The sequence below is a fragment of the Luteimonas sp. A611 genome (assembly GCF_054072715.1).
Genome location: NZ_JBSVRP010000005.1, coordinates 15545 through 36732, shown reverse-complemented (window position 1 = coordinate 36732; position 21188 = coordinate 15545). Strand labels below are relative to the sequence as shown.

17 protein-coding genes are annotated in these 21188 nt (G+C 69.4%); 12 read left to right on the top strand and 5 right to left on the bottom strand.

Going from position 1 to position 21188, the window contains the following annotated elements; genetic code table 11:
• The 3 genes from ACW5EG_RS15815 to mhpT are packed head-to-tail and all read right to left on the bottom strand — an operon-like array spanning nt 1 to nt 3486.
• A complete protein-coding gene (locus ACW5EG_RS15815) occupies nt 1–1029 on the bottom strand; it encodes an amidohydrolase family protein (protein WP_457018468.1) in 1029 nt (342 codons plus the stop codon).
• Nucleotides 1026–2144, bottom strand: a complete 1119-nt coding sequence (locus tag ACW5EG_RS15810; protein ID WP_457018850.1) for a 4-oxalomesaconate tautomerase — start codon at nt 2142–2144, stop codon at nt 1026–1028. The genes ACW5EG_RS15815 and ACW5EG_RS15810 overlap by 4 nt, the downstream gene beginning before the upstream one ends.
• Nucleotides 2145–2193: 49 nt before the next feature.
• On the bottom strand, nt 2194–3486 hold the full coding sequence (gene mhpT, locus ACW5EG_RS15805) for a 3-(3-hydroxy-phenyl)propionate transporter MhpT (RefSeq protein WP_457022272.1): 1293 nt from the start codon (nt 3484–3486) through the stop codon (nt 2194–2196).
• A gap of 327 nt (nt 3487–3813) precedes the next feature.
• On the opposite strand from mhpT, the gene ACW5EG_RS15800 reads away from it, so the two are divergent.
• From ACW5EG_RS15800 to ACW5EG_RS15785, 4 genes are all read left to right on the top strand, one after another.
• Nucleotides 3814–4683 (top strand): hypothetical protein, encoded by an 870-nt coding sequence (locus tag ACW5EG_RS15800; protein ID WP_457018466.1) that lies wholly within the window; start codon nt 3814–3816, stop codon nt 4681–4683.
• Between the two features lie 67 nt (nt 4684–4750).
• A complete protein-coding gene (locus ACW5EG_RS15795; protein WP_457018465.1) occupies nt 4751–5791 on the top strand; it encodes an aromatic ring-hydroxylating dioxygenase subunit alpha in 1041 nt (346 codons plus the stop codon).
• Nucleotides 5788–6744: a PDR/VanB family oxidoreductase gene (locus ACW5EG_RS15790; RefSeq protein ID WP_457018464.1), complete on the top strand. Its 957-nt coding sequence runs from the start codon at nt 5788–5790 to the stop codon at nt 6742–6744. The genes ACW5EG_RS15795 and ACW5EG_RS15790 overlap by 4 nt, the downstream gene beginning before the upstream one ends.
• Before the next feature lie 58 nt (nt 6745–6802).
• Complete coding sequence (locus tag ACW5EG_RS15785) at nt 6803–7738, top strand: LysR family transcriptional regulator (RefSeq protein WP_457018463.1); 936 nt, start codon at nt 6803–6805, stop codon at nt 7736–7738.
• Nucleotides 7739–7847: 109 nt separating this feature from the next.
• On the opposite strand, the gene pobA is transcribed toward ACW5EG_RS15785, so the two are convergent.
• A complete protein-coding gene (gene pobA / locus ACW5EG_RS15780; RefSeq protein WP_457022270.1) occupies nt 7848–9029 on the bottom strand; it encodes a 4-hydroxybenzoate 3-monooxygenase in 1182 nt (393 codons plus the stop codon).
• Between the two features lie 215 nt (nt 9030–9244).
• Here pobA and ACW5EG_RS15775 point away from each other — a divergent pair, with 215 nt between their 5' ends.
• Nucleotides 9245–10156, top strand: coding sequence for a helix-turn-helix domain-containing protein (locus ACW5EG_RS15775; protein ID WP_457018461.1), 912 nt, complete (start codon nt 9245–9247; stop codon nt 10154–10156).
• Between the two features lie 172 nt (nt 10157–10328).
• Here ACW5EG_RS15775 and ACW5EG_RS15770 read toward each other — a convergent pair whose 3' ends face one another.
• A complete protein-coding gene (locus tag ACW5EG_RS15770; protein ID WP_457022268.1) occupies nt 10329–11690 on the bottom strand; it encodes an MFS transporter in 1362 nt (453 codons plus the stop codon).
• Between the two features lie 173 nt (nt 11691–11863).
• Between ACW5EG_RS15770 and ACW5EG_RS15765 the strand changes: the two genes are divergently transcribed.
• The 7 genes from ACW5EG_RS15765 to ACW5EG_RS15735 all read left to right on the top strand — a co-directional run bounded on the left by ACW5EG_RS15765 (nt 11864) and on the right by ACW5EG_RS15735 (nt 21081).
• Entirely contained in the window at nt 11864–12586 is a 723-nt protein-coding gene (locus ACW5EG_RS15765; protein WP_457018459.1) for a GntR family transcriptional regulator, read from the top strand.
• Nucleotides 12587–12909: 323 nt separating this feature from the next.
• Complete coding sequence (locus ACW5EG_RS15760) at nt 12910–14079, top strand: 2-hydroxyacyl-CoA dehydratase (protein WP_457018458.1); 1170 nt, start codon at nt 12910–12912, stop codon at nt 14077–14079.
• Nucleotides 14072–15364, top strand: coding sequence for a 2-hydroxyacyl-CoA dehydratase (locus ACW5EG_RS15755; RefSeq protein ID WP_457018457.1), 1293 nt, complete (start codon nt 14072–14074; stop codon nt 15362–15364). The genes ACW5EG_RS15760 and ACW5EG_RS15755 overlap by 8 nt, the downstream gene beginning before the upstream one ends.
• A 62-nt stretch (nt 15365–15426) precedes the next feature.
• Nucleotides 15427–16650, top strand: a complete 1224-nt coding sequence (locus ACW5EG_RS15750; RefSeq protein WP_457018456.1) for a CaiB/BaiF CoA transferase family protein — start codon at nt 15427–15429, stop codon at nt 16648–16650.
• Between the two features lie 142 nt (nt 16651–16792).
• Nucleotides 16793–18310 carry a hypothetical protein gene (locus ACW5EG_RS15745; protein WP_457018455.1) on the top strand — a complete coding sequence of 506 codons (1518 nt, stop codon included), beginning with the start codon at nt 16793–16795 and terminating at the stop codon, nt 18308–18310.
• A 10-nt stretch (nt 18311–18320) separates the two neighbouring features.
• Entirely contained in the window at nt 18321–19127 is an 807-nt protein-coding gene (locus tag ACW5EG_RS15740) for a hypothetical protein (protein ID WP_457018454.1), read from the top strand.
• A gap of 157 nt (nt 19128–19284) precedes the next feature.
• Nucleotides 19285–21081 (top strand): CocE/NonD family hydrolase, encoded by a 1797-nt coding sequence (locus tag ACW5EG_RS15735; RefSeq protein ID WP_457018453.1) that lies wholly within the window; start codon nt 19285–19287, stop codon nt 21079–21081.
• Nucleotides 21082–21188: the final 107 nt, after the last annotated feature.

The window sequence follows — 21188 nt, the reverse complement described above, 5'->3', positions numbered from 1 at the left end:
TTACCTGCCCTGCTTCTTGAGCGCCGCATCCAGGCGCGGGAACACCCGCCGCGCGTTGCCCTCGTAGATCTTCTGCCGGTCCTGCGCGGTCAGGCCGGGGCTGGCCTCGATGTAGCGAAGGGTGTCGTCGTAGTAGTGCCCGGTCTCCGGGTCGATGCCGCGCACCGCGCCGATCATTTCGCTGGCGAACAGGATGTTGTCGACGGGAATGACCTGCGCCAGCAGATCGATGCCCGGCTGGTGGTAGACACAGGTGTCGAAGTACACGTTGCGCAGCAGGTGCTGGGCCAGCAGCGGCTTGCCCAGCTCCTGCGCCAGCCCGCGGTAGCGGCCCCAGTGGTACGGCGCCGCGCCGCCGCCGTGCGGGACGATCATGCGCAGCTGCGGGAAGTCGCGGAACAGGTCGCCCTGGATCAGCTGCATCACCGCGGTGGTGTCGGCATTGATGTAATGGGCGCCGGTGGTGTGGAAACAGGCGTTGCAGCTGGTGCTCACGTGCACCATGGCCGGGATGTCGTACTCGACCAGCTTCTCGTAGATCGGATACCAGGAGCGGTCGGTCAACGGCGGGGCCGTCCAGTAGCCGCCGGACGGATCCGGGTTGAGGTTCACCGCCACCGCGCCCAGTTGCTCCACGCTGCGCACCAGCTCGGGGATGCAGGTGGCCGGATCCACGCCGGGGCTCTGCGGCAGCATCGCCGCGGGGATGAAGTGCCGCGGGAACAGCTGGCTGACGCGGTGGCACATGTCGTTGCACAGCGTCGCCCAGGCCGAGGACACCTGGAAATCGCCGATGTGGTGCGCCATGAAGCTGGCGCGCGGCGAGAAGATGGTCAGGTCCGCGCCGCGTTCGCGCATCAGCCGCAGCTGGTTGGTCTCGATGCTCTCGCGGATCTCGTCATCGGAGATCTGCAGTTCCGAGGCGCGCGGCATCGCGGACGGGTTGCCGATGGCCGCCACCTGGCGCTTGCGCCAGGCTTCCAGCGCCGGCGGCGCGGTGGTGTAGTGACCGTGACAGTCGATGATCATTGCGTGTGTTCACTCCATGCTGAAGCCGGGATCATGAGTTCGCCGCGCATGATCAGCCGCGCGGTGCGCAGCAGGCCCGCGCGCACCACGTTGCCGCCACGCTCGGCGTCCAGGCCGAGTTCGACCGCGAACCGGCCGCTGGGGTGTTCCACCTCCACCTGGCGCAGGCGGCCTTCGCCGACCCGCGCCACCTCGTGGGCGATCGAGCCTTCCAGCACCGCCGCGGTGGCCACGGTGACGGCCGCGAGTACGCCGACCGCGTCATGGCACACGTGCGGGATGAAGCTGCGCGTGCTGATCGAACCGCCGGCGGTGGGCGCGGACACCAGGGTCATCTTCGGGTAGTTGCGCGCGCTCACGTCGCCCAGGCCCAGGCCTGGGGACACCGCCAGGCGCAGCGCCTCAAGACGCGCCTTCAGCGCAACGTCGGCGTTGAGCTGCTGCGGTGTTTCATGCCCGTCGATGCCGAAGTCCGCAGCGCGCACGATGACCAGCGGCATGCCGTTGTCGATGCCGGTGTACTCCACCTCGAACGGCTCCACCCCCGGGCCTTCGACCTGGATGCGATCGCGCACGTTGCCGGTGGGCAGCAGCGAGGGACAGACCGAACCGGCCACGTCCAGGAAGTCGATGCGCACCGGCGCGCCGGTGCCCGGGACGCCGTCGATGCGGGTATCGCCCTCGTAGCTGACCCGCCCGCCGGGCGTGCACACGGTGATTTCGCAGACCATGCCGGTGTTGCGGGTGAGCACGCGCAGGGTGGTGGTGTCGCCCTGCGCCGCGCACAGCCCGGTTTCGAGCGCGAACGGGACCACTGCCGCCAGCATGTTGCCGCAGTTGGGGCGTGTATCGACGGTGTCCGCATCCGGCTGCAACTGTGCGAACAGGAACTCCACGTCGATCCCGGGCGCAGTGCCGGCGCGCACGATGCCGATCTTGCTGGTCAGCGGATGGCCGCCTCCGAGGCCGTCGATCTGGCGCTGGTGCGGCGATCCCAGCGCGGCGAGCAACACCCGGTCGCGCACGCCCGTGTCTGCCGGGAGGTCCGATTCCAGGAAGAAGGGTCCGCGCGAAGTACCGCCGCGCATGATCAGGCTGGGGATGGCGCACTGCATGATGGACATTGTTTTGATCGGGGGCGGTCCCGACCACCCCGCCTGCGCACTAGCTGTTATCGAATTCGGGCATGGCCGACTTGCCCTCATGCCCGGGACGTGGGGCCGCAGGGGCCGCAGGGGCCGCAGGGGCCGCAGGGGCCCGCCACGTGCGCCGGGTGATCCACCAGGTCAATGCGCCGGCCACCAACAGCACCGGCACCAGTGCCAGCAGCACCTGGTTGGCGCTGCCGCCACCGCCGATCAGCATCGCCGCCAACAGCGGGCCGGCGGCCGAACCCAGGCGCCCGACCGACACGGCCGCGCCGACCCCGGTGCCACGCACCGCGGTGGGGTACATGTTCGGCGCCAGCGAGTAGAGGATGGTCTGGGTGGAGGAAACGGTGGCACCGATCGCGAAGCCGCACAGCATCGCCACCAGCGGCGCGGCCGGTGACACCGCCATGCCCACCAGCGCGGCGATGGTCGCCAGGAAGGCGACCGGCACGCCGACGTTGCGCCAGCGCCCGTCCATCACCCGGCCGGTGGCGATGCTGGCCACCGCACCGCCGATGTTGAACAGCATCTGCACCCAGGAAGCGTCCTTGACGCTCAGCCCGCGTCCCACCAGCAGCGAGGGCAGCCAGTTGAGCAGGAGGTACATGGCCAGCAGGGCGAGGAAGAACGCCGCCCACAGCGCCACCGTGGACACGCCACGGCCCTCGCCGAACAGCGCGCGGCCGACGCCGACGCGCACGCGTGTCTCCAGGCGACTTTGCTCGCGCGAATCGGGCAGGAACAGCATCAGCGGCACGACCAGCAGGATCGGTGCCAGGCCGCCAACCAGGAACACGTTCTTCCAGCTTTCCGGCTCCACGCCGAAGGTGTTGGTCAGCGCCGCCAGCGCGCCGCCGGTGGGCAGCCCCGCGTACAGGGCGCCTACCACGAAGTTGCGCCGGTTCGGCGGCGCGTTCTCGGTCACCAGCGCCAGCAGCGTGGGCAATGCGCCACCGAGGCCCACGCCAGTGAGGAAACGCGTGACCAGCAGGCTGTTGGCGTCCCAGCTGAAGGCGGTGACCGCCGACATCGTGCCGAACACCAGCACCGAAGCCACCAGCACGTTCTTGCGACCCAGGCGGTCGGACAGGCGCCCGCCGATGGCCGCGCCGATCATCAGGCCGAACGTGGCGGCGCTGAAGAACCATCCCAACTGCTCCGGCCCCAGCTCGAACACGCCCGCCAGCCGCGGCGCGACCACGCCTGCGGCCTGCAGATCGAAACCTTCGAACACGGACACCGCGCAGCACAGCGCCAACGTCAACCATGCCGTCCTGTGCGTCGCCCCGCGACCACCCTGCGTCATTCCAGTCCCCAGTTGCCTGCCGTCATCAGCCACCGCAACGTGGCGCCAGCGGTCGAGAAAGCCACAGCAGATAGTTATTGTCAATAACTTCTTTCTTCCGGCGCAGCCCCATCTTCCACCTGCGGCGCCGCGCGCCAACCGGCTTTGCGCCATGCGTCCACCACCACGCCCCGGCCGCCTTGATCACGCGGCCGCGCATCGCGATGCACCGAACTTGACTCATTGGTCACTATATGACCGAATGGTCATTAACGCCCGCCAGCCCGCGCTTCGCGCCGCTGCGGGCCACGCCGCGCCCCTGCGGCGACCGCAACGTGGGAGACGTCGATGGACAACAACCCCCTGCAGCGGGCGCGGCCCCGCCGCGCGCGCCGCGCCGCCGCAATCGCGCTGCTTGCGTGCCTGCTGCCGGCCGCCGCGGCCGGCGCCATGGACTACGACGAGGCGCTGACCCGCATCGGCAAGGTGGGCGCGGCCGACGAGATCGTGCGCTTCCACCATATCTACGGCTTCCAGCAGGACCACCTGCTGAAGTCGGCACAGGCCGGGCTTGCGCATCCGGACGGGACGTTCCTCTACAAGTACGGCGCCTGGAACGGCCTGGATGGCGCGCATCGGCTCTGGGTCGGCTACTGGGGCACCTATACCGGCTATGTGGACTGGCCCATCTACGGGGCGTTCATCGACCACAAGATGGCGCAACCGGTGATCACCGTCTCCGACGACCTTGAGCACGCCAGCGCGTATTTCCGCACCTCGTCCGACCGCTTCTTCTCGCACCGTCCACGCAACAACTTCAACAGCCTCAGCCGCGAAGGCGCCGAGCACTCGGTGTGGTACCGCACCGGCTACCGCAGGCACGAGGGCGTGTGGAAGATGAGTTTTTTCCAAGTGTGCATCGTCGCCGAAGGCGCCATCGCCACCGGCATGGCCAACCTGCCCGTGGCCGGCGTATTAGGCGCGCCGGCTGACATGCCGCAGGACTGGTGGAAAGGCCAGGAGCGGCTGGACGAGGATGCCTCGGCGCAGACCACCACGCTGTACCCGGAAAACTGGCGCGGGCCCGACCGGACCATCCCGATCGACGAGTTCGGCTGCTACTTCGCCAAGAACCAGGTGATGGTCCGCTCGGTCAGCCTGCCGTTCAACTTCCCCAACCCGGTCACCGGCAAGGAGGTGGTGTGGAAGAACCATTGATCCGGAGCGGCCTGTCCGGCGGGCGCCTTGAACATGCCCGCCGCCGCACCTGTCCAGGAGCAGTTGCATGTTCGCCCTGAATGCGTGGTACGTGGCCTGCACCCCGGACGAGATCGAAGACAAGCCACTGGGCCGCCGCATCTGCGGGCTGGCCATGTGCCTGTATCGCGACGGCCAGGGCCAGGCGGCGGCGGTGGAGGACTTCTGCCCGCATCGCGGCGCGGCGCTGTCGCTGGGTTCGGTGTGCGAGGGCCATCTGGTGTGTGGCTACCACGGTCTGGTGATGGGCCGCGACGGCTGCACCGTGTCGATGCCCGGCCAGCGCGTAGGTGGCTTCCCGCGCATCCGCAGCTATCCGGTGATCGAACGCTACGGCTTCGTCTGGGTGTGGCCGGGCGACCCGGCGCACGCCAGCGTCGACGCACTGCCCCACTTCGAATGGGCCGAGAGCCCGGAGTGGGCGTACGGCGGCGGCCTGTACCACGTGCAGGCCGACTACCGGCTGATGGTCGACAACCTCATGGACCTCACCCACGAGACCTACGTCCACGCCACCAGCATCGGCCAGAAGGAGATCGACGAGGCCCCGGTGTCCACCCGCATGGTTGGCCCGGAAGTGGTGACCAGCCGCTTCATGGAGAACATCACCGCGCCACCCTTCTGGCGCATGGCGCTGCGCGGCAACGGGCTGCCGGACGACCACTTGGTGGACCGCTGGCAGATCTGCCGCTTCACCCCGCCCAGCCACATCATGATCGAGGTCGGCGTGGCGCTGGCCGGCCACGGCGGCCATGCCGCGCCGGATGCGGTCAAGGCCGCCAGCGTCGTTGTCGACTTCCTCACTCCGGAGACGGAGACCAGCCACTGGTATTTCTGGGGCATGGCGCGTCGCTTCCAGGTGCACGACGACGCGCTCACCGCCAGCATCCGCGAGGGCCAGGGACACATCTTCGCCGAGGACATGGAGATGCTGCAGTCGCAGCAGCGCAACCTGCTCGCGCACCCGGGACGGGAGTTGCTCAAGCTCAACATCGACGCAGGCGGCGTACAGGCCCGGCGCATGATCGAGCGCATGATCGCCGCCGAGGGCCCCGGTACCGTGTCGTGACCGCGACCCTGCAGGCGCGCGTGCTGGGCCGCGCGCCCGAGGCCGAGGACGTGGTCTCGCTGCGCCTGGCCGCGACGGGCGGCGAGGCGCTGCCGGCGTTCGAGCCCGGTGCGCACGTGGACCTTCACCTGGGCCCGGGCCTGGTGCGCCAGTACTCGCTGTGCAACCTTGCGGGCGAACCCTGGTACGAACTGGGCGTGCTGCTGGATGCGCAATCGCGCGGCGGCTCACGCGCGGCGCACGAGCTGCGCGAAGGCGACGTGTTGCGCATCGGCGTACCGCGCAATTCGTTTCCGCTGGCTGCCGCCGCGAGCCACCATCTGCTGCTTGCCGGCGGAATCGGCATCACCCCGCTGCTGGGCATGGCCGCCGCACTGCACCGCGATGGCCGGCACTTCAGCCTCCACGCCTGCGCGCGCAGCGCCGCCCGGCTGCCGTTCCGGGACCGGCTGCGCGACGGCCCATGGGCCTCGCGGGTGCAGATCCACATCGATGGCGATGGCGGGCCCGGCCACTGCCTGGACGATATCGTCGGGCGGGCGCCGCCGGACACCCACGTCTACGTCTGCGGGCCGACCGGCTTCATCGAGGCCGCGCGCCGCGCCAGTGCCGCCGCGGGCCTGGGCGAGGACCGGCTCCACTCCGAGTCGTTTTCCCCGACTGCGGGCGCCGACGCTGCGGACCTGCCGTTCGAGGTTGAACTCAACGGCGGTCGCGTGCTGCAGGTGGCCGCCGGGCAGACCGTGGCGCAGTGCCTGGAGGCGCATGGCGTGTTCGTGCCGCTGTCGTGCGAGCAGGGCATCTGTGGCACCTGCGTCACACCGTTGCGCGGCGGTATTCCCGATCACCGCGACAGCTATCTCACCCCGGACGAACGCGCCTCCAACGCGCTGTTCACCCCCTGCTGTTCGCGCGCGCTGTCGCCGCGGCTGGTCCTGGATCTGGACGGTTGACCAGCGCCACGAGCAATGCGGCAATGCCTCTGTCGCCGCCTGTGCAAGGAGAAAGCGGATGGATCTGCGCCAGATCACGTATTTCGTCCAGGTAGCCGAGCTGGGCAGCTTCACCCGTGCCTCGCTGGTGCTGGACGTGGCGCAGCCAGCGCTCAGCCGCCAGGTGCGGCTGCTGGAGGTCGAACTCGGCCAACCGCTGCTGTTGCGCACCGGCCGCGGGGTGACGCCCACCGAGGCCGGGCGCCTGCTGCTGGAGCGCGGCCGCGGCCTGCTGCACCAGGTCGACAACCTGCGCGACGAACTGGCGCGGCTGGGCGAAGGCACCCGCGGGCGGGTCGCGCTGGGCATGCCGCCGACGCTGTCCAAGGTGCTGACGGTGCCGCTGGTACGCGCAGCCGCGCGCCACCTGCCGGGGGTCACGCTATCGATCAGCGAGGGCCTCAGCTCCGCCACCCTCGAAGCGCTCGGCAGCGGCTCTCTGGACGTGGCCCTGGTCTACGAACCGGTGTCCTGGCCTGGCATCGCCAGCGAGCCGGTGTACGAGGAAGCGCTGCTGCTGGTGTCGCGCGCCAGCGCCGGTGCGCAACCCGACCCGATTGCGCTGAGCGAGGTGGCCAGGCGGCCGCTGGTGATTCCACGCCGGCCCAACACCCTGCGCATGCTGGTCGAGAGCGCACTCGCCCGGCACGGGCTGGCGCCGACCATCGCGATCGAGGTCGACGGCGTCGATGCCATCCTCGGGCTGGTGGCCGACGGCGTGGGCCATGCGTTGCTCAGCGCCAACGCGGTACGTACCGCCGCCGAGCCCGGGCGCTTCCTGGCCCGCCCCATCGTCTCGCCGACGCTGAGCGCGCGCATCCTGCTTGCCACCAGCGCGCAGCGGCCGACCACCCAGGCGCAGCAATCGATGATCACGCTGTTGCGCTCGGGCCTGCCGGCGGCGCTGGATCCGGCGCGCGACGATCGCGACGGTGCGCCGACCTTCTGGCTGTGACGCCGCTGAAGATTCGCCCTGGAAGGGCTTCAGTGGCGAACAGCGAAGGCACGCCACATCCGCGCCCCCGTACCGGACGCAGCCACCACTGCAATTGTCCCGCGCCTGCCTAGTCCAGCTCGGGAAACGGCAGGCCCACGTAGTTCTCGGCGATGGTCCTGCGGCCCGCCTCGCTGCCCAGCAGGTAGGACAGTTCGGCCTCGCGGATGCGGCCGTCGAATGTCGGCGTGTCGGGGAAGTCGTGCAGCAGGCTGGTCATCCACCACGAGAACCGCTGCGACTTCCAGATCCGGTCCAGGCACAGCGGCGAGTAGCGCGCGATGACCGCCGGGTCTCCGGCGCACAGCGCGCGTTCGAGCACCTTCCAGGCCGCGAACACGTCCGAGGCGGCCAGGTTCAGGCCCTTGGCGCCGGTGGGCGGCACGATGTGCGCCGCATCGCCCACCAGCAGCATGCGGCCGTACTGCATCGGCTCGACCACGAAACTGCGCAGCGGAGCGATGCTTTTCTCCAGCGAGGCGCCGGTGACCAGGCGCGCGGCGTGCGCCGGCGGCAGGCGGCGGCGAAGCTCGTCCCAGAAGCGTTGGTCCGACCAGTCCTCGACCTTTTCGGTGAGCGGCACCTGCAGGTAGTAGCGGCTGCGGCTGCGGCTGCGCATGCTCGACAGCGAAAACCCGCGCGCATGGCGTGCGTAGATCAGCTCCTCGTCGACCGGCGGCGTATCGGCCAGCAGGCCCAGCCAGCCGAACGGATACACGCGTTCGTGTTCCGTGATGACCCCGGCCGGGATGCTGCGACGGCTGATGCCGTGGAAGCCGTCGCAGCCGGCGATGTAATCGCACTCGATGCGCTGCTGGCGGCCTTCATGGGTGAAGCTCACCGCCGGGCGGGCGCCATCGATGTCGTGCAGCGCCACGTCCGCGACGCCGTAGTGGATCACCCCGCCCTGTGCCTGGCGCAACTCCATCAGGTCGCGGGTGAGTTCGGTCTGGCCGTAGACCATGACCTGCCTGCCGGTGAGGCCCTTGAGGTCGATGTGGTGCAGCTCGCCGTCCACGCCGATGTGAAAGCCCTCGTGCGGGATGCCTTCGCGATCCATGCGCTCACCGGCGCCGGCCAGGCGCAGCAGGTCGACGGTGCCCTGCTCCAGCACGCCGGCGCGGATGCGCCCCAGCACGTAGTCGGGGGTCTTCCGCTCCAGCACCACCACCTCGACCCCCGAATGCGCCAACAGCTGCGACAGCAGCAGCCCCGAGGGGCCGGCGCCGATCACCACGACCTGGGTCTTCATCTGAACTCCAACGGATCCGGCGCACGTCGCGCCCTGACCGATTCTTGGCGGGCGCGCGACGATGCGGAATGCACGCAGGCGCACATTTGCAGGGACTTTCCGCGCAGCAAGGCCGGACATCCTGGAGCACGGGGCGGGCGTGGCGGGCCGGAACGCCGCCACGATTGTAGTTATACTACATAACGTCTTTCCCGGGCCAACCACGGAGGACCCGAGTGGCCGATGCCAGCCCCCGCACCTGCGACGGCACGTCGATCCCGCTGTTCCCGCTGTATGGCGATAGCGCGCCATGGCCGCTGCCGGACCTGCTGCATTGCGAAACCATTGCTGCGCGCAGCCGCGTGCACGGCTGGGTCATCGCGCCGCACCGGCATTCGGGACTGGCGCAGTTGCTGTGGCTGACGGGCGGACAGGTACGCATCCAGCTGGACGGGCAACAGCACAGGGCGCAGGGTCCGGTGCTGCAGTACGTGCCGCCGCTGTGCGTGCACGGCTTCGTCTTCAGCGACGACGTGCAGGGTCACGTGGTCACGCTCGCCGCACCGCTGCTGGCGCGCCTGGGCGACGAACTGGGTGCAGGCGACCGGCTGCGACATCCCATGCGCATGGTCGCGGGCGAAACGGACGCGACATTGGCCACTGCATTCGCGCAGCTGCACCGCGAATACCTGCATGAGGCCCCGGCCCGCGAGCCGATGATGCATGCCCTGTGTCTGCAGATCCTGGTGCGCATGCTGCGCCACCAGTCCAGCGATGCGCGCCTGCCGTCCGGCCCGCGACCGGTACGCGAGCGGCAGCTGGACCGCTTCCGCGCACTGGTGGAACAGCACTACCGCAAGCACCTGCCGCTTGCGTACTTCGCCCGGCACCTGGGCACCAGCACCGCCAGCCTCAATCGCACCTGCCGCGACCTGGCCGGTGACAGCGCACAGTCGCTGCTGCACCAGCGGCTGGTGCTGGAGGCCAGCCGCCACCTGGCCTATACCGACAAGCCGGTGCAGGTGATCGCCGACGAACTTGGCTTCAGCGATCCGGCCTATTTCAGCCGCTTCTTCAGCCGTGCCATGGGATGTTCCCCACGCGACTACCGGCACCGGAGCGGTGCCCGGACGTCGGCACCGTCCTGAACCCTGGCCTCCACGCCGGGCCATGATCCGTCGGCATACGCAGCGCGCTCCGCGCGGCATCGGCGCAAGCGGTTGCCACGCTCGGCGCGCACTGCACATTCGCGCGCCACTCCCGCGACGCGCTCAGGGGGGGGATCTCAACCCTGCCCGATCCGGCCCGGTCGACGGCGGCTCAGCGCGTCTGCCGGCTGACGGCGTGGATCGCGGCGCGATAGGCGCCGCGGCCCCAGATCATCAGGGCGATGGTGATCAGCAACGAGGCGCCGGCCACGATCGCCAGCGAATAGCCCACCTTGGCAGGATCCTGGAACACCCGGTCGGTGAAGAAGGCGACCATGAACGGACCGCAGATGCCCGACACGATGTTGTTGAGCAGCAGAAAGCTGACCATGGCCTTGCCGCGCAGTTGGCTGGGCATCAGCTGCATCAGCGGGATCGCGCCGATGACATAGCCACTGGTGCCAACCGTCGTGAGCACCAGCAAGATCGAGGCGACGCCGGCATCGGCCACCCAGGGCAGCGCCAGGGTGGGCAGCACGCCCAGACAGGCCGCACCCAGCGACCATCGCAGCGCGCCATCGACCATGCCACGACGCACGGCGAAGTCCACGAACCAGCCGCTGGCCAGCGTCATCAGCACATTGGTCACCAGCGTCGCCTTGCCCAGCCATGCGCCCACGTCGGAAGGACTCATCCCGTGCTGGCGGATCAGGAACGTGGGCCCCCAGGCCAGGACGCTCTGGAAGGCCATCGAGTAGATCGCATAGCCCAGGATCACGCACAGCGTGGCGCGCCGGTATTCGCGGCAGAAATGCCACAGCTGGCGGTAGGACGACTCTGCGTCCTTGCCTTCGCTGGTGACCAGCACGCGCTGTCGCACCGGCTCTTTGAGGGTGAGCAGGCACAGCGGCGCGAGCACGATGCCCGGTAGGCCCACGCATGCCAGCACGAATTGCCAGGGGCGCAGCTGGCCCAGCACAGGCACGTCGACGTACTGCGCAGACCCCACCTGCGCCAGCAACGCGCCACCGATCAGCAGGGCAGCCGCACTGCCGATGGACGAACCCAGCGCGACCATCGCGATGGCCTTGCCCAGATGGCGGCCGTAGAACAGGTCGGTGATCAGCGACTTGGTGGCCGGCTGCAGCACCGCCTCGCCGGCACCGACCACCGAGCGGCACACGAACAGGAACGCAAAGCTGCGCGACAGGCTGCTGACGGTGGTGGCAAGGCTCCACACCAGCAGCCCGCTGGCGAGGATCACCACGCGCGATCCGCGGTCCACCCGGGCGCCGATGGGCAACCCGGCAATGGCATAGAAGAAGGAGAAGGCCAGCCCCGTCAGGAGGCTGAATTGGATGTCGGTGATGGCCAGATCGCTTTTGATAGGATCCACCAGCAGCGACAGGATCTGGCGGTCCAGCACGGCGATCGACGAAATCAGCATGCAGATCGCGACCGCATACCAGGCGGCGAACGGGATGCGCGGGGCGCCTGCATCGGACGTCGCGCTAGGGGCAGTGGAGCCACTCATCGTTGTGCTCACGCTGAATTGTATACTTGAGCACAAGAATGCATTCGCCCGCAAGCATGCGCAAGTGTGTGCGGGTATACACCCTGTGCGACATCAGTAGAATGGGCGGCTGCCGTGGCCGCCGGCCCGGCGGGGACTTCCTGCATACAGAGACAACCTCGAGGGGACGCATGTTGGCAGCCAACGCTCGCCTGGCCCTGGTTCGCGCGCATTTCGATCGTGAAACGGAAGGCCCGTTGCGTGAGCGCGTCTATCGCGCGCTGCGCGCCGCAATCCTGACGCGCGATCTCATCGGCGGCGACCGGATCACCGAAGTGGAGCTGGCGAGCGCGCTGGACATCAGCCGCACGCCGCTGCGCGAGGCCTTCCGCCTGCTGCAGTCCGGCGGGCTGGTGTCGATCTCCGACCGCCGGGGCATCATCGTGCGCGGGCTGGGGCCGCAGGATTTCCAGGAGATCTACGAGATTCGCGCGCCGCTGGAAGCCATCGTCGCCCGGCGCGCCGCGCTCAACCCGGATCCGGCATTCCGGCGCCAGTTGCGCGACAACATCGAGTTGTGCGAATTCCTGCTCGAACGCGAGCGCTGGCAGGAACTGCGCGACGAGTTCATCAAGTTCCACGCAATCCTGCAGGAATCCAGCGGCAATACCCGGCTGGCGGACCTGCTGGGCGAACTGCTGGAATATTCGATTTCGTCCAACCGGGGCGAGGGGCCGGACCCTGCCCATGCGCCTTCGACCCTGGCCGACCATCGCCGGATCTGGAAGGCGATCGAGGACGGCGATGCCGACGCCGCCGCAACCCACGCGCTGGCGCATGTCCATCACGAAAGCGACGCGGTCCTCGTCGCCCCCGCGAAAGCCAGCGCCCGTACGAAGACAAAAGCCAGGAAGTAACGGCCACATCCCGGCGGCACGCGGCCGCCGGACCCATCCGGCCGCACATCGCGCGCGGCCTGCACGCTTGCTCGCAGCACGCTGCACGCCGTCCGGTTCGCATCGCGGTGCACGGGTCTCCAACCTGTTGACCGGTCGCCGCCTGGCGACGGCATCGCTGCCGCCCCGCGGCCGGACCAATGGCGCGCCGCAAGGACCGCTGGCGTCACCGGCATGGGCGGGTGGCCGGGGAATTGCATCCATGACTCATTGTATGCAAGTATTCACTTGCCCGGTGAGTCGTGACGACGGGCCGCGTCCACTGGTTTTCGCCAAGGACTTCCATGCCTGCCCAATTCCCCGATGTGGCCGCTCCAGGCCCAGCACCTGACGCCAGCACAGCGCGCAGCCAGCTGCGCGACCTCTACTCGCGCCTGGACGTCGCGGCTGCGCAGGCTCACTCCAGCGGGCTGCCGGTGGTGGGCGTGCTGGGCAATACGGTGCCGGTCGAACTGATTCGCGCCGCCGGCGGCTTCCCGCTCACGCTGACCGGGCGCGCGGGTCCCACGCCCGAAGGTGACCGCTGGATGGAGCCGTTCTTCGAGCCGGAAGTGCGCGCGGTGTTCGACGGGCTGCTGACCGGGCGCTTCGGGCCGCTGGCCCTGTGCGTGATCCCGCGCACCTCCGACCAGTACTTCAAACTGTTCCTGTACCTGACCGAAGTGCAGCGCATCGGCCACGGCGCGCAGGTGCCGCCGCTGCACCTGTACGACCTCCTGCACACCCGCACCCAGCGCAGTCGCAGCTACGGCATCGAGCGCACGCGCGAACTGCTGGCGCGACTGGCGCAGTGCGCCGGACGCCCGATCACCGACGACGACCTGGGGCAAGCCATTGTCGAATCCAACCGTCGCCACGTCGCCCGCGGCGCGCTGCTGGCGCGGCGCGGGAATTCCCCGGCGCTCGAGTCGGGCACCGATGCGCTGATGCTGCTGGGCGCGGGTCGTTTCATGCTGCCCGACCACTACAGCGCGCGCCTGCTCGACGCGCTCGCCGACGGCGGCCGGGAATGCCCTGGCCCGCGCCTGCTGGTCCGGGGCTTCCCGCTCAATCACACGGGGCTGCACGCGGCGGTGGAAGCGGCCGGCGGCGTGGTCGTGGCCGAGGATGATCCCTGGGGTTCGCGCAGCACCGGCCATCCGATCGACCAGGACGGCGATGCGCTGCTTGCCATCTTCGACAAGTACTTCCGCGACGAACCCAGCGCGCGGGTACATCCCGACAGCCTGCGCCGCCAGTGGTACACACAGCGCCTGGCCACCGGCGACATCGACGGCGTGATCGTCTATGCGCCCGACTTCGATGACCTGGCCGGCTGGGACGTCCCGGGCGACCTGGCCGTGGCCCGTGAACTGGGCGTGCCGGCCACTGTGCTCAGGGGCGACGCGGAGCGGATCACCGACAAGGGCAGCAGCCAGATCGCAGTATTCGTCCAGGGATTAGGCCATGACTGAGCCAGCCAAGCCGATCGACAAGCAGCTCGACGCCAGCCGCGCGGCGGCCGCGCACCAGAAGCAGTGGTTCGCGCAGCTCAGGCAGGACGTGTTCGAGGACGGCGCGCCCTACGTGATCGCCAACGTCGATACGCCCGCCGACGTGTTCCAGTCGATGGACGTGCCGGTGGTGCCCAACCAGTGGTGGTCGGCGGTCGTCGCCTCGCGCGGCATGGCCGACTTCTACTTCGACGGCCTCAAGGCGCTGGGCTACGAGGGCAAGCTGTGCCGCTACTGTTCCACCGGCCTGGCGTCCACCCTGGTCGACGCCGGCGACCGTGCGCCATGGGGCGGCCTGCCGCGCCCGGCGATGCTGGTCACGCGCCTGGCCTGCGACTGCATGCAGCGGGTGTTCTCGCTGTGGGCCAAGGCCTTCGACGCGCCCCTGTTCCTGTTCGATTCCACCGGCGCCAGCGACTTCCAGCTGCGCTGGTGGAGCGACTGCCGCGCCAACTGGGAGTCCTTCCACCAGACCCACCGGCTCGACCACATGACCGCCCAGTTGCACGACATGATCGCGCTGGGCGAGGAAGCCACGGGCCGCGCGTTCGACACCGGCCGCCTGCGCAGCGTGCTGGAGCTGACCAACGCGCAGCAGGAGTACTACGACCAGATCCGCACCCTGGTGGCCACCGCGCCGCAAAGCCCGATCCGGATCATGGAAGCGCAGGGCACATCGATGCTGGCGCAGTGGCATCGCGGCACCGCATGGGCGGTGGATCATGCCCGCGCCTTCCGCGATGAAGTGGCCGATCGGGTGCAGCGTGGCATTGCCGCCTGCCCGGACGAGCGGCTGCGCCTGATGTGGGTGGGTGCCGGCCTCTGGCACAAGGGCGGCTTCTACCAGCGCTGGGAACAATCGCACGGCGCGGTCTTCACCTGGGCCGAGTACCCGGCCTTCGGCGCCGATGCCTACCTGCGCTACGGGCTGGAGGATCCGGTCCGGGCGCTGGCCTCGCGCTATGTCGCGATCCGCGAATGGCTGCACGACCCGCCCTGGGCCGGCGCCTGGTACGCGGAGGAGGCGCGCCGCAACCGCATTCACGGCGCCGTGGTGCTGGTGCCGACCAACTCGCGCCCCTCTTCCACCGGCTCGCTGTTCATCGCCCACGCACTCGAAAGCGCAGGCATTCCGACGCTGATGCTGTGGGCGGACATGGTGGATCCCGCGAGCTGGGACGACCGCAGCATCGACGCGCAGATGCTGGATTTCCTCGAGCGCCGCGTGGCGCCCAAGGCCCGATGAGTCATCCCCTTCCCACCGCCGGCGCTGCTCTGCGCGACGGCCCACATGACCAGGATCGATCCATGACCCACTCCCTCGTCGACCCCTTCGCCCAGGGCCCGCTGGCAGGCGTGATCGTCATCGACATCTCGCAAATGCTCGCCGCGCCCTATGCCGCGATGCTGCTCGCCGATTTCGGCGCCACCGTCATCAAGGTCGAGCCTCCGCACGGAGACGCCTCCCGCCGCGCCGGCTACAACGTGGAGGGCACCTCGGTGTGGTGGCGCCACCTGGGCCGCAACAAGCACGCCGTCACCGCCAACCTCAAGGATCCACGCGGTCAGGCGCTGGTCCGGCGCCTGGTCGACCAGGCCGACGTGCTGGTCGACAACATGCGGCCTGGCAAGCTTGAGAAGGTCGGCCTGTGCCCGAAGGAACTGCACACCACCAACCCGGGCCTGGTGGTGCTGCGCGTCTCCGGCTGGGGTCAGGACGGTCCGTATCGCGACCTCCCGGCATTCGGTTCCCAGGCAGAAGCGCTGAGCGGCCTCGCCTATTCCAACGGCGAACCGGGCGGCAAGCCCATCCTTCCCGGCGTGCCGCTGGCCGACGCCGCTGCCGGGCAGATGGGGGCGTTCTCGGTGCTGATGGCCCTCTACCAGCGCGACCGGGATCCGGAACGCCGCGGCCAGGTGCTGGACGTGACCCTGATGGAGTCCATCTTCGGCATGCTCGGGCCCTGGGGCACGGCCTACCATGAACTCGGACACATCCCCCAGCCGCTGGGCGGACGCTCCCCGGCCGCCGTGCCGCGCAACGTGTACCTGGCCGCGGACGGAACCTGGGTCTCGATCTCCTGCGCCACCGACGAGATCGCGTTCCGCGCGTTCCGTGCAATCGGTCGCGAGGACATGACCACCGATCCGCGCTATGCCTCGCACGCCAGCCGGACCGGACAGATCAACGAGATCGACGCCCTTGTCGGCGAATGGATCGCTCGCCACGACAGCCGCGACGCCGTGCGCATCTTCAACGAACACGGGGTTCCGGTCGCGCCGATCTACAACATCAAGGATGTGGTCGAGGATCCGCATATGCAGGCCCGCGGCCTGATGACCGAAGCGATCGCGGAGGATCTGGGGCGCAACATCAGGATCCAGGCCGCCGCTCCCCGACTGAGCCGCACTCCCGGCGAAGTGCGCTGGACCGGGCGTGGCATCGGCGCCGACAACGAGGCCCTGTACTGCGGGCGCCTGGGGCTCTCCGCGCAGGAGTTGGAGCTGCTCAAGGAGGAAGGCGCGGTCTGAGCATCTATATTGACCGGGCAGTCACTTGCCGGTCGGATTGATGTATGCAAGTATCCATAGCAACATTCCTCATCGCATGAACCGGCTACCGGCCCGCGACGGCGGACCCGGTTGGCACCTGGCTCACCGGAGCACGGAACCGATGTCGCACCAAGCGCGGAACGGAAGTCATCGCCCCGGCCTGACCGTGATCGGGCTGCTGGCCCTGTGCCTCGTGCACGGCGGATGTGCGGCGCCGCCGCAGGCATCCGATGCGCCGACGGACGTGGCGCAGTGGCGCGCACCGGGCCAAGCCTGGCACCTGGCCGAGGACACCCGCTGGACCAACCCGGCCGGCGCCCACGAGATGTATCTGCAGGGCGGCGGTATCGACGCTGGCCAGCATCCGTTCTTCGTCCCCGGTCCCGGTAACGGCCGTGCCTGTGTGACCTGCCATCAGCCCACCGACGCGATGAGCCTGTCGGCGGACAGTGCGCGTGCGCGCTGGGAAGCCACCCGCGGTACCGATCCCCTGTTCGCCGTATTCGACGGCGCCAACTGCCCTTCGGCCAGTCCGGGCCAGCGCGCGTCGCACAGCCTGCTGCTGGAGCGCGGTCTGTTCCGCACCCCCATGCCGTGGCCACCGCGCGCGCGCGACGGTCGCCAGATCGAGCCCGAGTTCGACATCGAGGTGGTGCACGATCCCGCCGGCTGCAACCTGGACCCCATCTACGGCCTGCATTCGCCGACACCGACCGTTTCGGTGTTCCGCCGCCCGCGGGTGGCGGCCAACTTGCGCTACATCACCCGCCCGGGTTCGCCGATCAACCTCAAGAACGGCCATGCCATGGACACCGACCCGGACACCGGCCTCCCGGTCACCATGAACCTGATGGCGGACGCGCGGCATCCGACGGTGAAGCTGCAGGCCATCGACGCATCGCTGACCCACCACCAGAGCCCGCACGCGCCCGCCGGGGAGGCCCTGGAACAGATCCTGGACTTCCTGGCCCGGGTCCATGTCGCGCAGGCTGAGGACCATGTCGCCGGCGACCTCACCGCCGGTGGCAGCTCGCCCATTTTCGGCGCCCGCGCCATGGCCGACGCCCAGGTCGGCGTGCTGGGCGACAACCTCGACCGCCCGGTGTTCGGTCCGCTGGAGCAGTGGGGCGACGACGCGCATCGCGCCTCCGTGGCGCGCGGACACGAACTCTTCATGCTGCGCCCGTTCTGGATCCGGGACGTGACCTATCTCAACAGCATCGGCTTGGGCAATCCGGTCAAGCGCACCTGCACGACCTGCCACAACCACACCATGACCGGGATGGACCTGGCGCCGGGCTGGATGGACATCGGCGTGGCCAACCAGCCCTGGGCCGATCCCAACGACGATCTGCCGCTGTTCCGCCTGACCTGCCGCGCCGACGCCAATCCGCACCCCTACCTGGGTCGCAGCGTGCTGACCAGCGACCCCGGGCGCGCCCTGGTGACCGGTCGCTGCGTGGACATCGGTTCGATCAACATCCAGCAGATGCGAGGACTGGCCGCACGCGCGCCGTACTTTTCCAACGGCTCGGCGCGCACCGTCGAGGACGTGGTGCGCTTCTATGACCGGCGCTTCGAGATCGGCCTGAGCGAAGCCGATGTCGAGGACATGGCCAACTTCCTGCGCACCCTGTGAGGTCCCGGCCATGACGCGCACGCTCCCCTCGATTGCACTTGCCGCACTGCTGCTTGCCGGTGCGGCCCCGGCCGCGCAGCCGGGGCCCGGAGAGCACCTGGCCTTCGTCGCCTGCCCCATCGTGCGCGACACCGCGCATCCATGCTGGCTGGCCGAGTACCAGGGCGAGCTGTACTACCTCGGCCCGCAGGGCGGCTCCTCCTCGCCCTTCATCGCCCCCCAGCTGCGCCACCGCGCACTGGTGGAAGGTCGCCTGACCGATGCGCCGCGCATCTGCGGCGGACGCGTGCTGGAGGACGTCACCGCCTCGGTGCTGCCCGAGGTGGATGATCGCTGCAACACCATCCTGCCCGCCGACGACCACCCCGATCCTCCGACCGTCGAGCGAGGCCCGGCACCGACCCACCGCGACAACACGCGCCTGCGTCGGCGTCCTCCGATCGAGGATCTGCCGCAGCCATTCGTCGAACGCGATTACCAGGTCCAGTTCACCTTCGACGTGGAGGAAGCCTTCATCGGCAATCCGTCCCACACCGGCGTGCGCCCGATCCAGGCCGCCGCACGCCATGCGCTGGCGTTGGGCGATGCTGCGCGCGTGCGCATCACCGGGCACCGCGCGCGGGTGCGCCTGAGCGACGGCAGCGACCTGTTCGAACGTGCCGACATCGCCCAGCGGCGCGCGCGCTACCTGGTCCAAACCCTGCACGGGCTCGGTGTTCCCGCACAACTCATCGAGGTCCTCCCGTCCGCGCCCGTGGTGGGCGACCGGCCGACCGATCGTCGGGCGGTCATCCAGGTATCACCCGCCAGCCCATAGGCGGGCGGCGTACCCGGCCCGGACAGCTGCGCCGCCGCTGCGTTGTCGCGCGGACGCGCATACCCCGCGCGTACCGACGCCATTCCATCCAGGGCTGCACCGGCGCCGTATCCGGCCGGTCCGGTCCGGTCCGGTCCCCATCAAGGAGCTTGCACGCATGACTGCCCCCCACCCCTCCTGGCTGCTTGTCGTGGCCGCTGGCCTGGCCGCGACCGCCTTTGCGGGCCAGGGCGGTCCCGCGCTGGCCGCAACGCCGACGGCCACGCCGACGCAGGCCGATGACGCAACGCCGCGACGGGTGTCCGCGCCTGGTCGCTACCAGGGCTATTCCGAGCCGGTGTTTGACGGCTCCGAGCGCAGCTCGTTCCATATCCAGGTGCGTGATGGAACCCGCTTGGCGGTGGACCTGTTCCGTCCCACCCGCGACGGCCGCGCGAGTGCCGAGCCCCTGCCCGTGATCTGGATGCACACGCCGTACAACCGCCGCAACTACCGCCGGGGGCCGACCATCGACCATTACACCGGCTACGCCGCGCAGCTGCTGCCCTACGGCTACAACGTCGCGGTGGTCGACTACCGCGGCGTCAACGCCTCGTTCGGCCAGAATCACGCACGCACCCGCGGGCAGTGGCTTGAGCATGCGCGCTGGGACGCCTACGACGTCACCGAATGGCTCGCGCGCCAGCCATGGAGCACTGGCCGCATCGGCATGTGGGGCTGTTCGGCCACCGGCACGAGCCAACTGCAGGCCGCGACCACCCGGCCGCCTTCGCTCAAGGCCATCATGCCGCTCAGCATCGAGTTCGACTCGATGCCGCTGGGCGGAATCGTCGACCCGGTGCAGTTGCCGCAGCCGGGGCAGACGCCCGACCTGGACGTGAATCCGGCGCCGGTGGACGGCGCCAACGGCGACGCGCTGCTGGCTCAGGCCCTGAGCGAGCACCGCCACAACATCCTCTCGGTTGGCGACGTGCCGTTCCGCGACAGCGTATCGCCCACCCTGGGCGTGCAATGGTGGCTGCAGGGCAGCCCGGTGTCCTACCTGGACGCCCTGCGCGCATCAGGCATCGGCATCTACGTCAGCAACGCCTGGGAAGAGGCCGGCGCCCGACGCGGCGGCTTCGACCTGTTCAACAACGTCCCCAACGTCAAGGCCATCGCCACCTTCGGTGCCCACTGCCGCTGGGATGATGTGAAGCAGGCATCGGGCTTCGACATCGTCGTCGAGGAACTGCGGTTCTTCGACCACTGGCTCAAGGGCATCGACAACGGGGTGATGGACGAGCCCGGCTTCACCTACTACACCTATCACGCCCCCGGCGATGGCTGGCGCCAGTCCCGCAGCTGGCCACCGGCCGGCAGCGTGAATACCGCCTTCCACGTCGGCAGCGGCAGCCTGCAGCCGGACTTCGGAACGCCCGGCGAAGATGTCGTGCTGACCGGGCCGCGGCCGAGCACCAACTCGGTCACCACACAGGTGCATCCGGCCAACGCCGGCATCAGCTATCTCGGCCCGCAGCTGGAAGGCGACGTCGAGCTGAGCGGGCACCCGGTGATGCGCCTGTGGCTGGCCACCGAACTCGAAGACGTCGACGTGCTTGCGCGACTCGACGACATCGCCCCGGACGGGACCGTGGCCAGCGCATCGCACTACATGCTCGGGCAGCTGCGCGCCACGCACCGCGCCCTTGCACAGGCGCCATACGACACCGGCAGCCGTCCATACCAATCGCACCGCAGCGGCGACGTGCTGCAGGTCGAGCCCGGCCAACCGATGGAACTGGTGTTCGAGCTGCTGCCGATGTCCTACGTGTTCCGCGCCGGGCACCGCATGCGCATGAACCTGAGCTTTGCCCGGCCCCACTCCCATCCGCAGGAGCCTGGCACGGTGCGGATACTGCGTACCGCGCAACATCCCTCGGTCGTCCTGCTGCCGGTCGTCGGCGTCGAGTAGGCACGGCGACTCTCCGGAGCCAGGTGCGCCGGCGCCGCTCGATCATGCGCCGGCAGCCGCCTGCCATCCTCGCCGCGCCGCCACGGCAGCGCGGTCTCCGCCAACCG

Excerpts from the sequence above, each read along its gene's own strand:
- ACW5EG_RS15785 (WP_457018463.1), top strand. The coding sequence starts at position 6,803 with ATGGATCTGCGCCAGATCACGTATTTCGTCCAGGTAGCCGAGCTGGGC.
- ACW5EG_RS15810 (WP_457018850.1), bottom strand. The coding sequence starts at position 2,144 with ATGCAGTGCGCCATCCCCAGCCTGATCATGCGCGGCGGTACTTCGCGC.
- ACW5EG_RS15750 (WP_457018456.1), top strand. The coding sequence starts at position 15,427 with ATGACCCACTCCCTCGTCGACCCCTTCGCCCAGGGCCCGCTGGCAGGC.
- ACW5EG_RS15735 (WP_457018453.1), top strand. The coding sequence starts at position 19,285 with ATGACTGCCCCCCACCCCTCCTGGCTGCTTGTCGTGGCCGCTGGCCTG.
- ACW5EG_RS15745 (WP_457018455.1), top strand. The coding sequence starts at position 16,793 with ATGTCGCACCAAGCGCGGAACGGAAGTCATCGCCCCGGCCTGACCGTG.
- ACW5EG_RS15760 (WP_457018458.1), top strand. The coding sequence starts at position 12,910 with ATGCCTGCCCAATTCCCCGATGTGGCCGCTCCAGGCCCAGCACCTGAC.
- mhpT (WP_457022272.1), bottom strand. The coding sequence starts at position 3,486 with ATGACGCAGGGTGGTCGCGGGGCGACGCACAGGACGGCATGGTTGACG.
- ACW5EG_RS15755 (WP_457018457.1), top strand. The coding sequence starts at position 14,072 with ATGACTGAGCCAGCCAAGCCGATCGACAAGCAGCTCGACGCCAGCCGC.
- ACW5EG_RS15795 (WP_457018465.1), top strand. The coding sequence starts at position 4,751 with ATGTTCGCCCTGAATGCGTGGTACGTGGCCTGCACCCCGGACGAGATC.
- ACW5EG_RS15800 (WP_457018466.1), top strand. The coding sequence starts at position 3,814 with ATGGACAACAACCCCCTGCAGCGGGCGCGGCCCCGCCGCGCGCGCCGC.
- ACW5EG_RS15740 (WP_457018454.1), top strand. The coding sequence starts at position 18,321 with ATGACGCGCACGCTCCCCTCGATTGCACTTGCCGCACTGCTGCTTGCC.
- ACW5EG_RS15815 (WP_457018468.1), bottom strand. The coding sequence starts at position 1,029 with ATGATCATCGACTGTCACGGTCACTACACCACCGCGCCGCCGGCGCTG.
- ACW5EG_RS15770 (WP_457022268.1), bottom strand. The coding sequence starts at position 11,690 with ATGAGTGGCTCCACTGCCCCTAGCGCGACGTCCGATGCAGGCGCCCCG.
- pobA (WP_457022270.1), bottom strand. The coding sequence starts at position 9,029 with ATGAAGACCCAGGTCGTGGTGATCGGCGCCGGCCCCTCGGGGCTGCTG.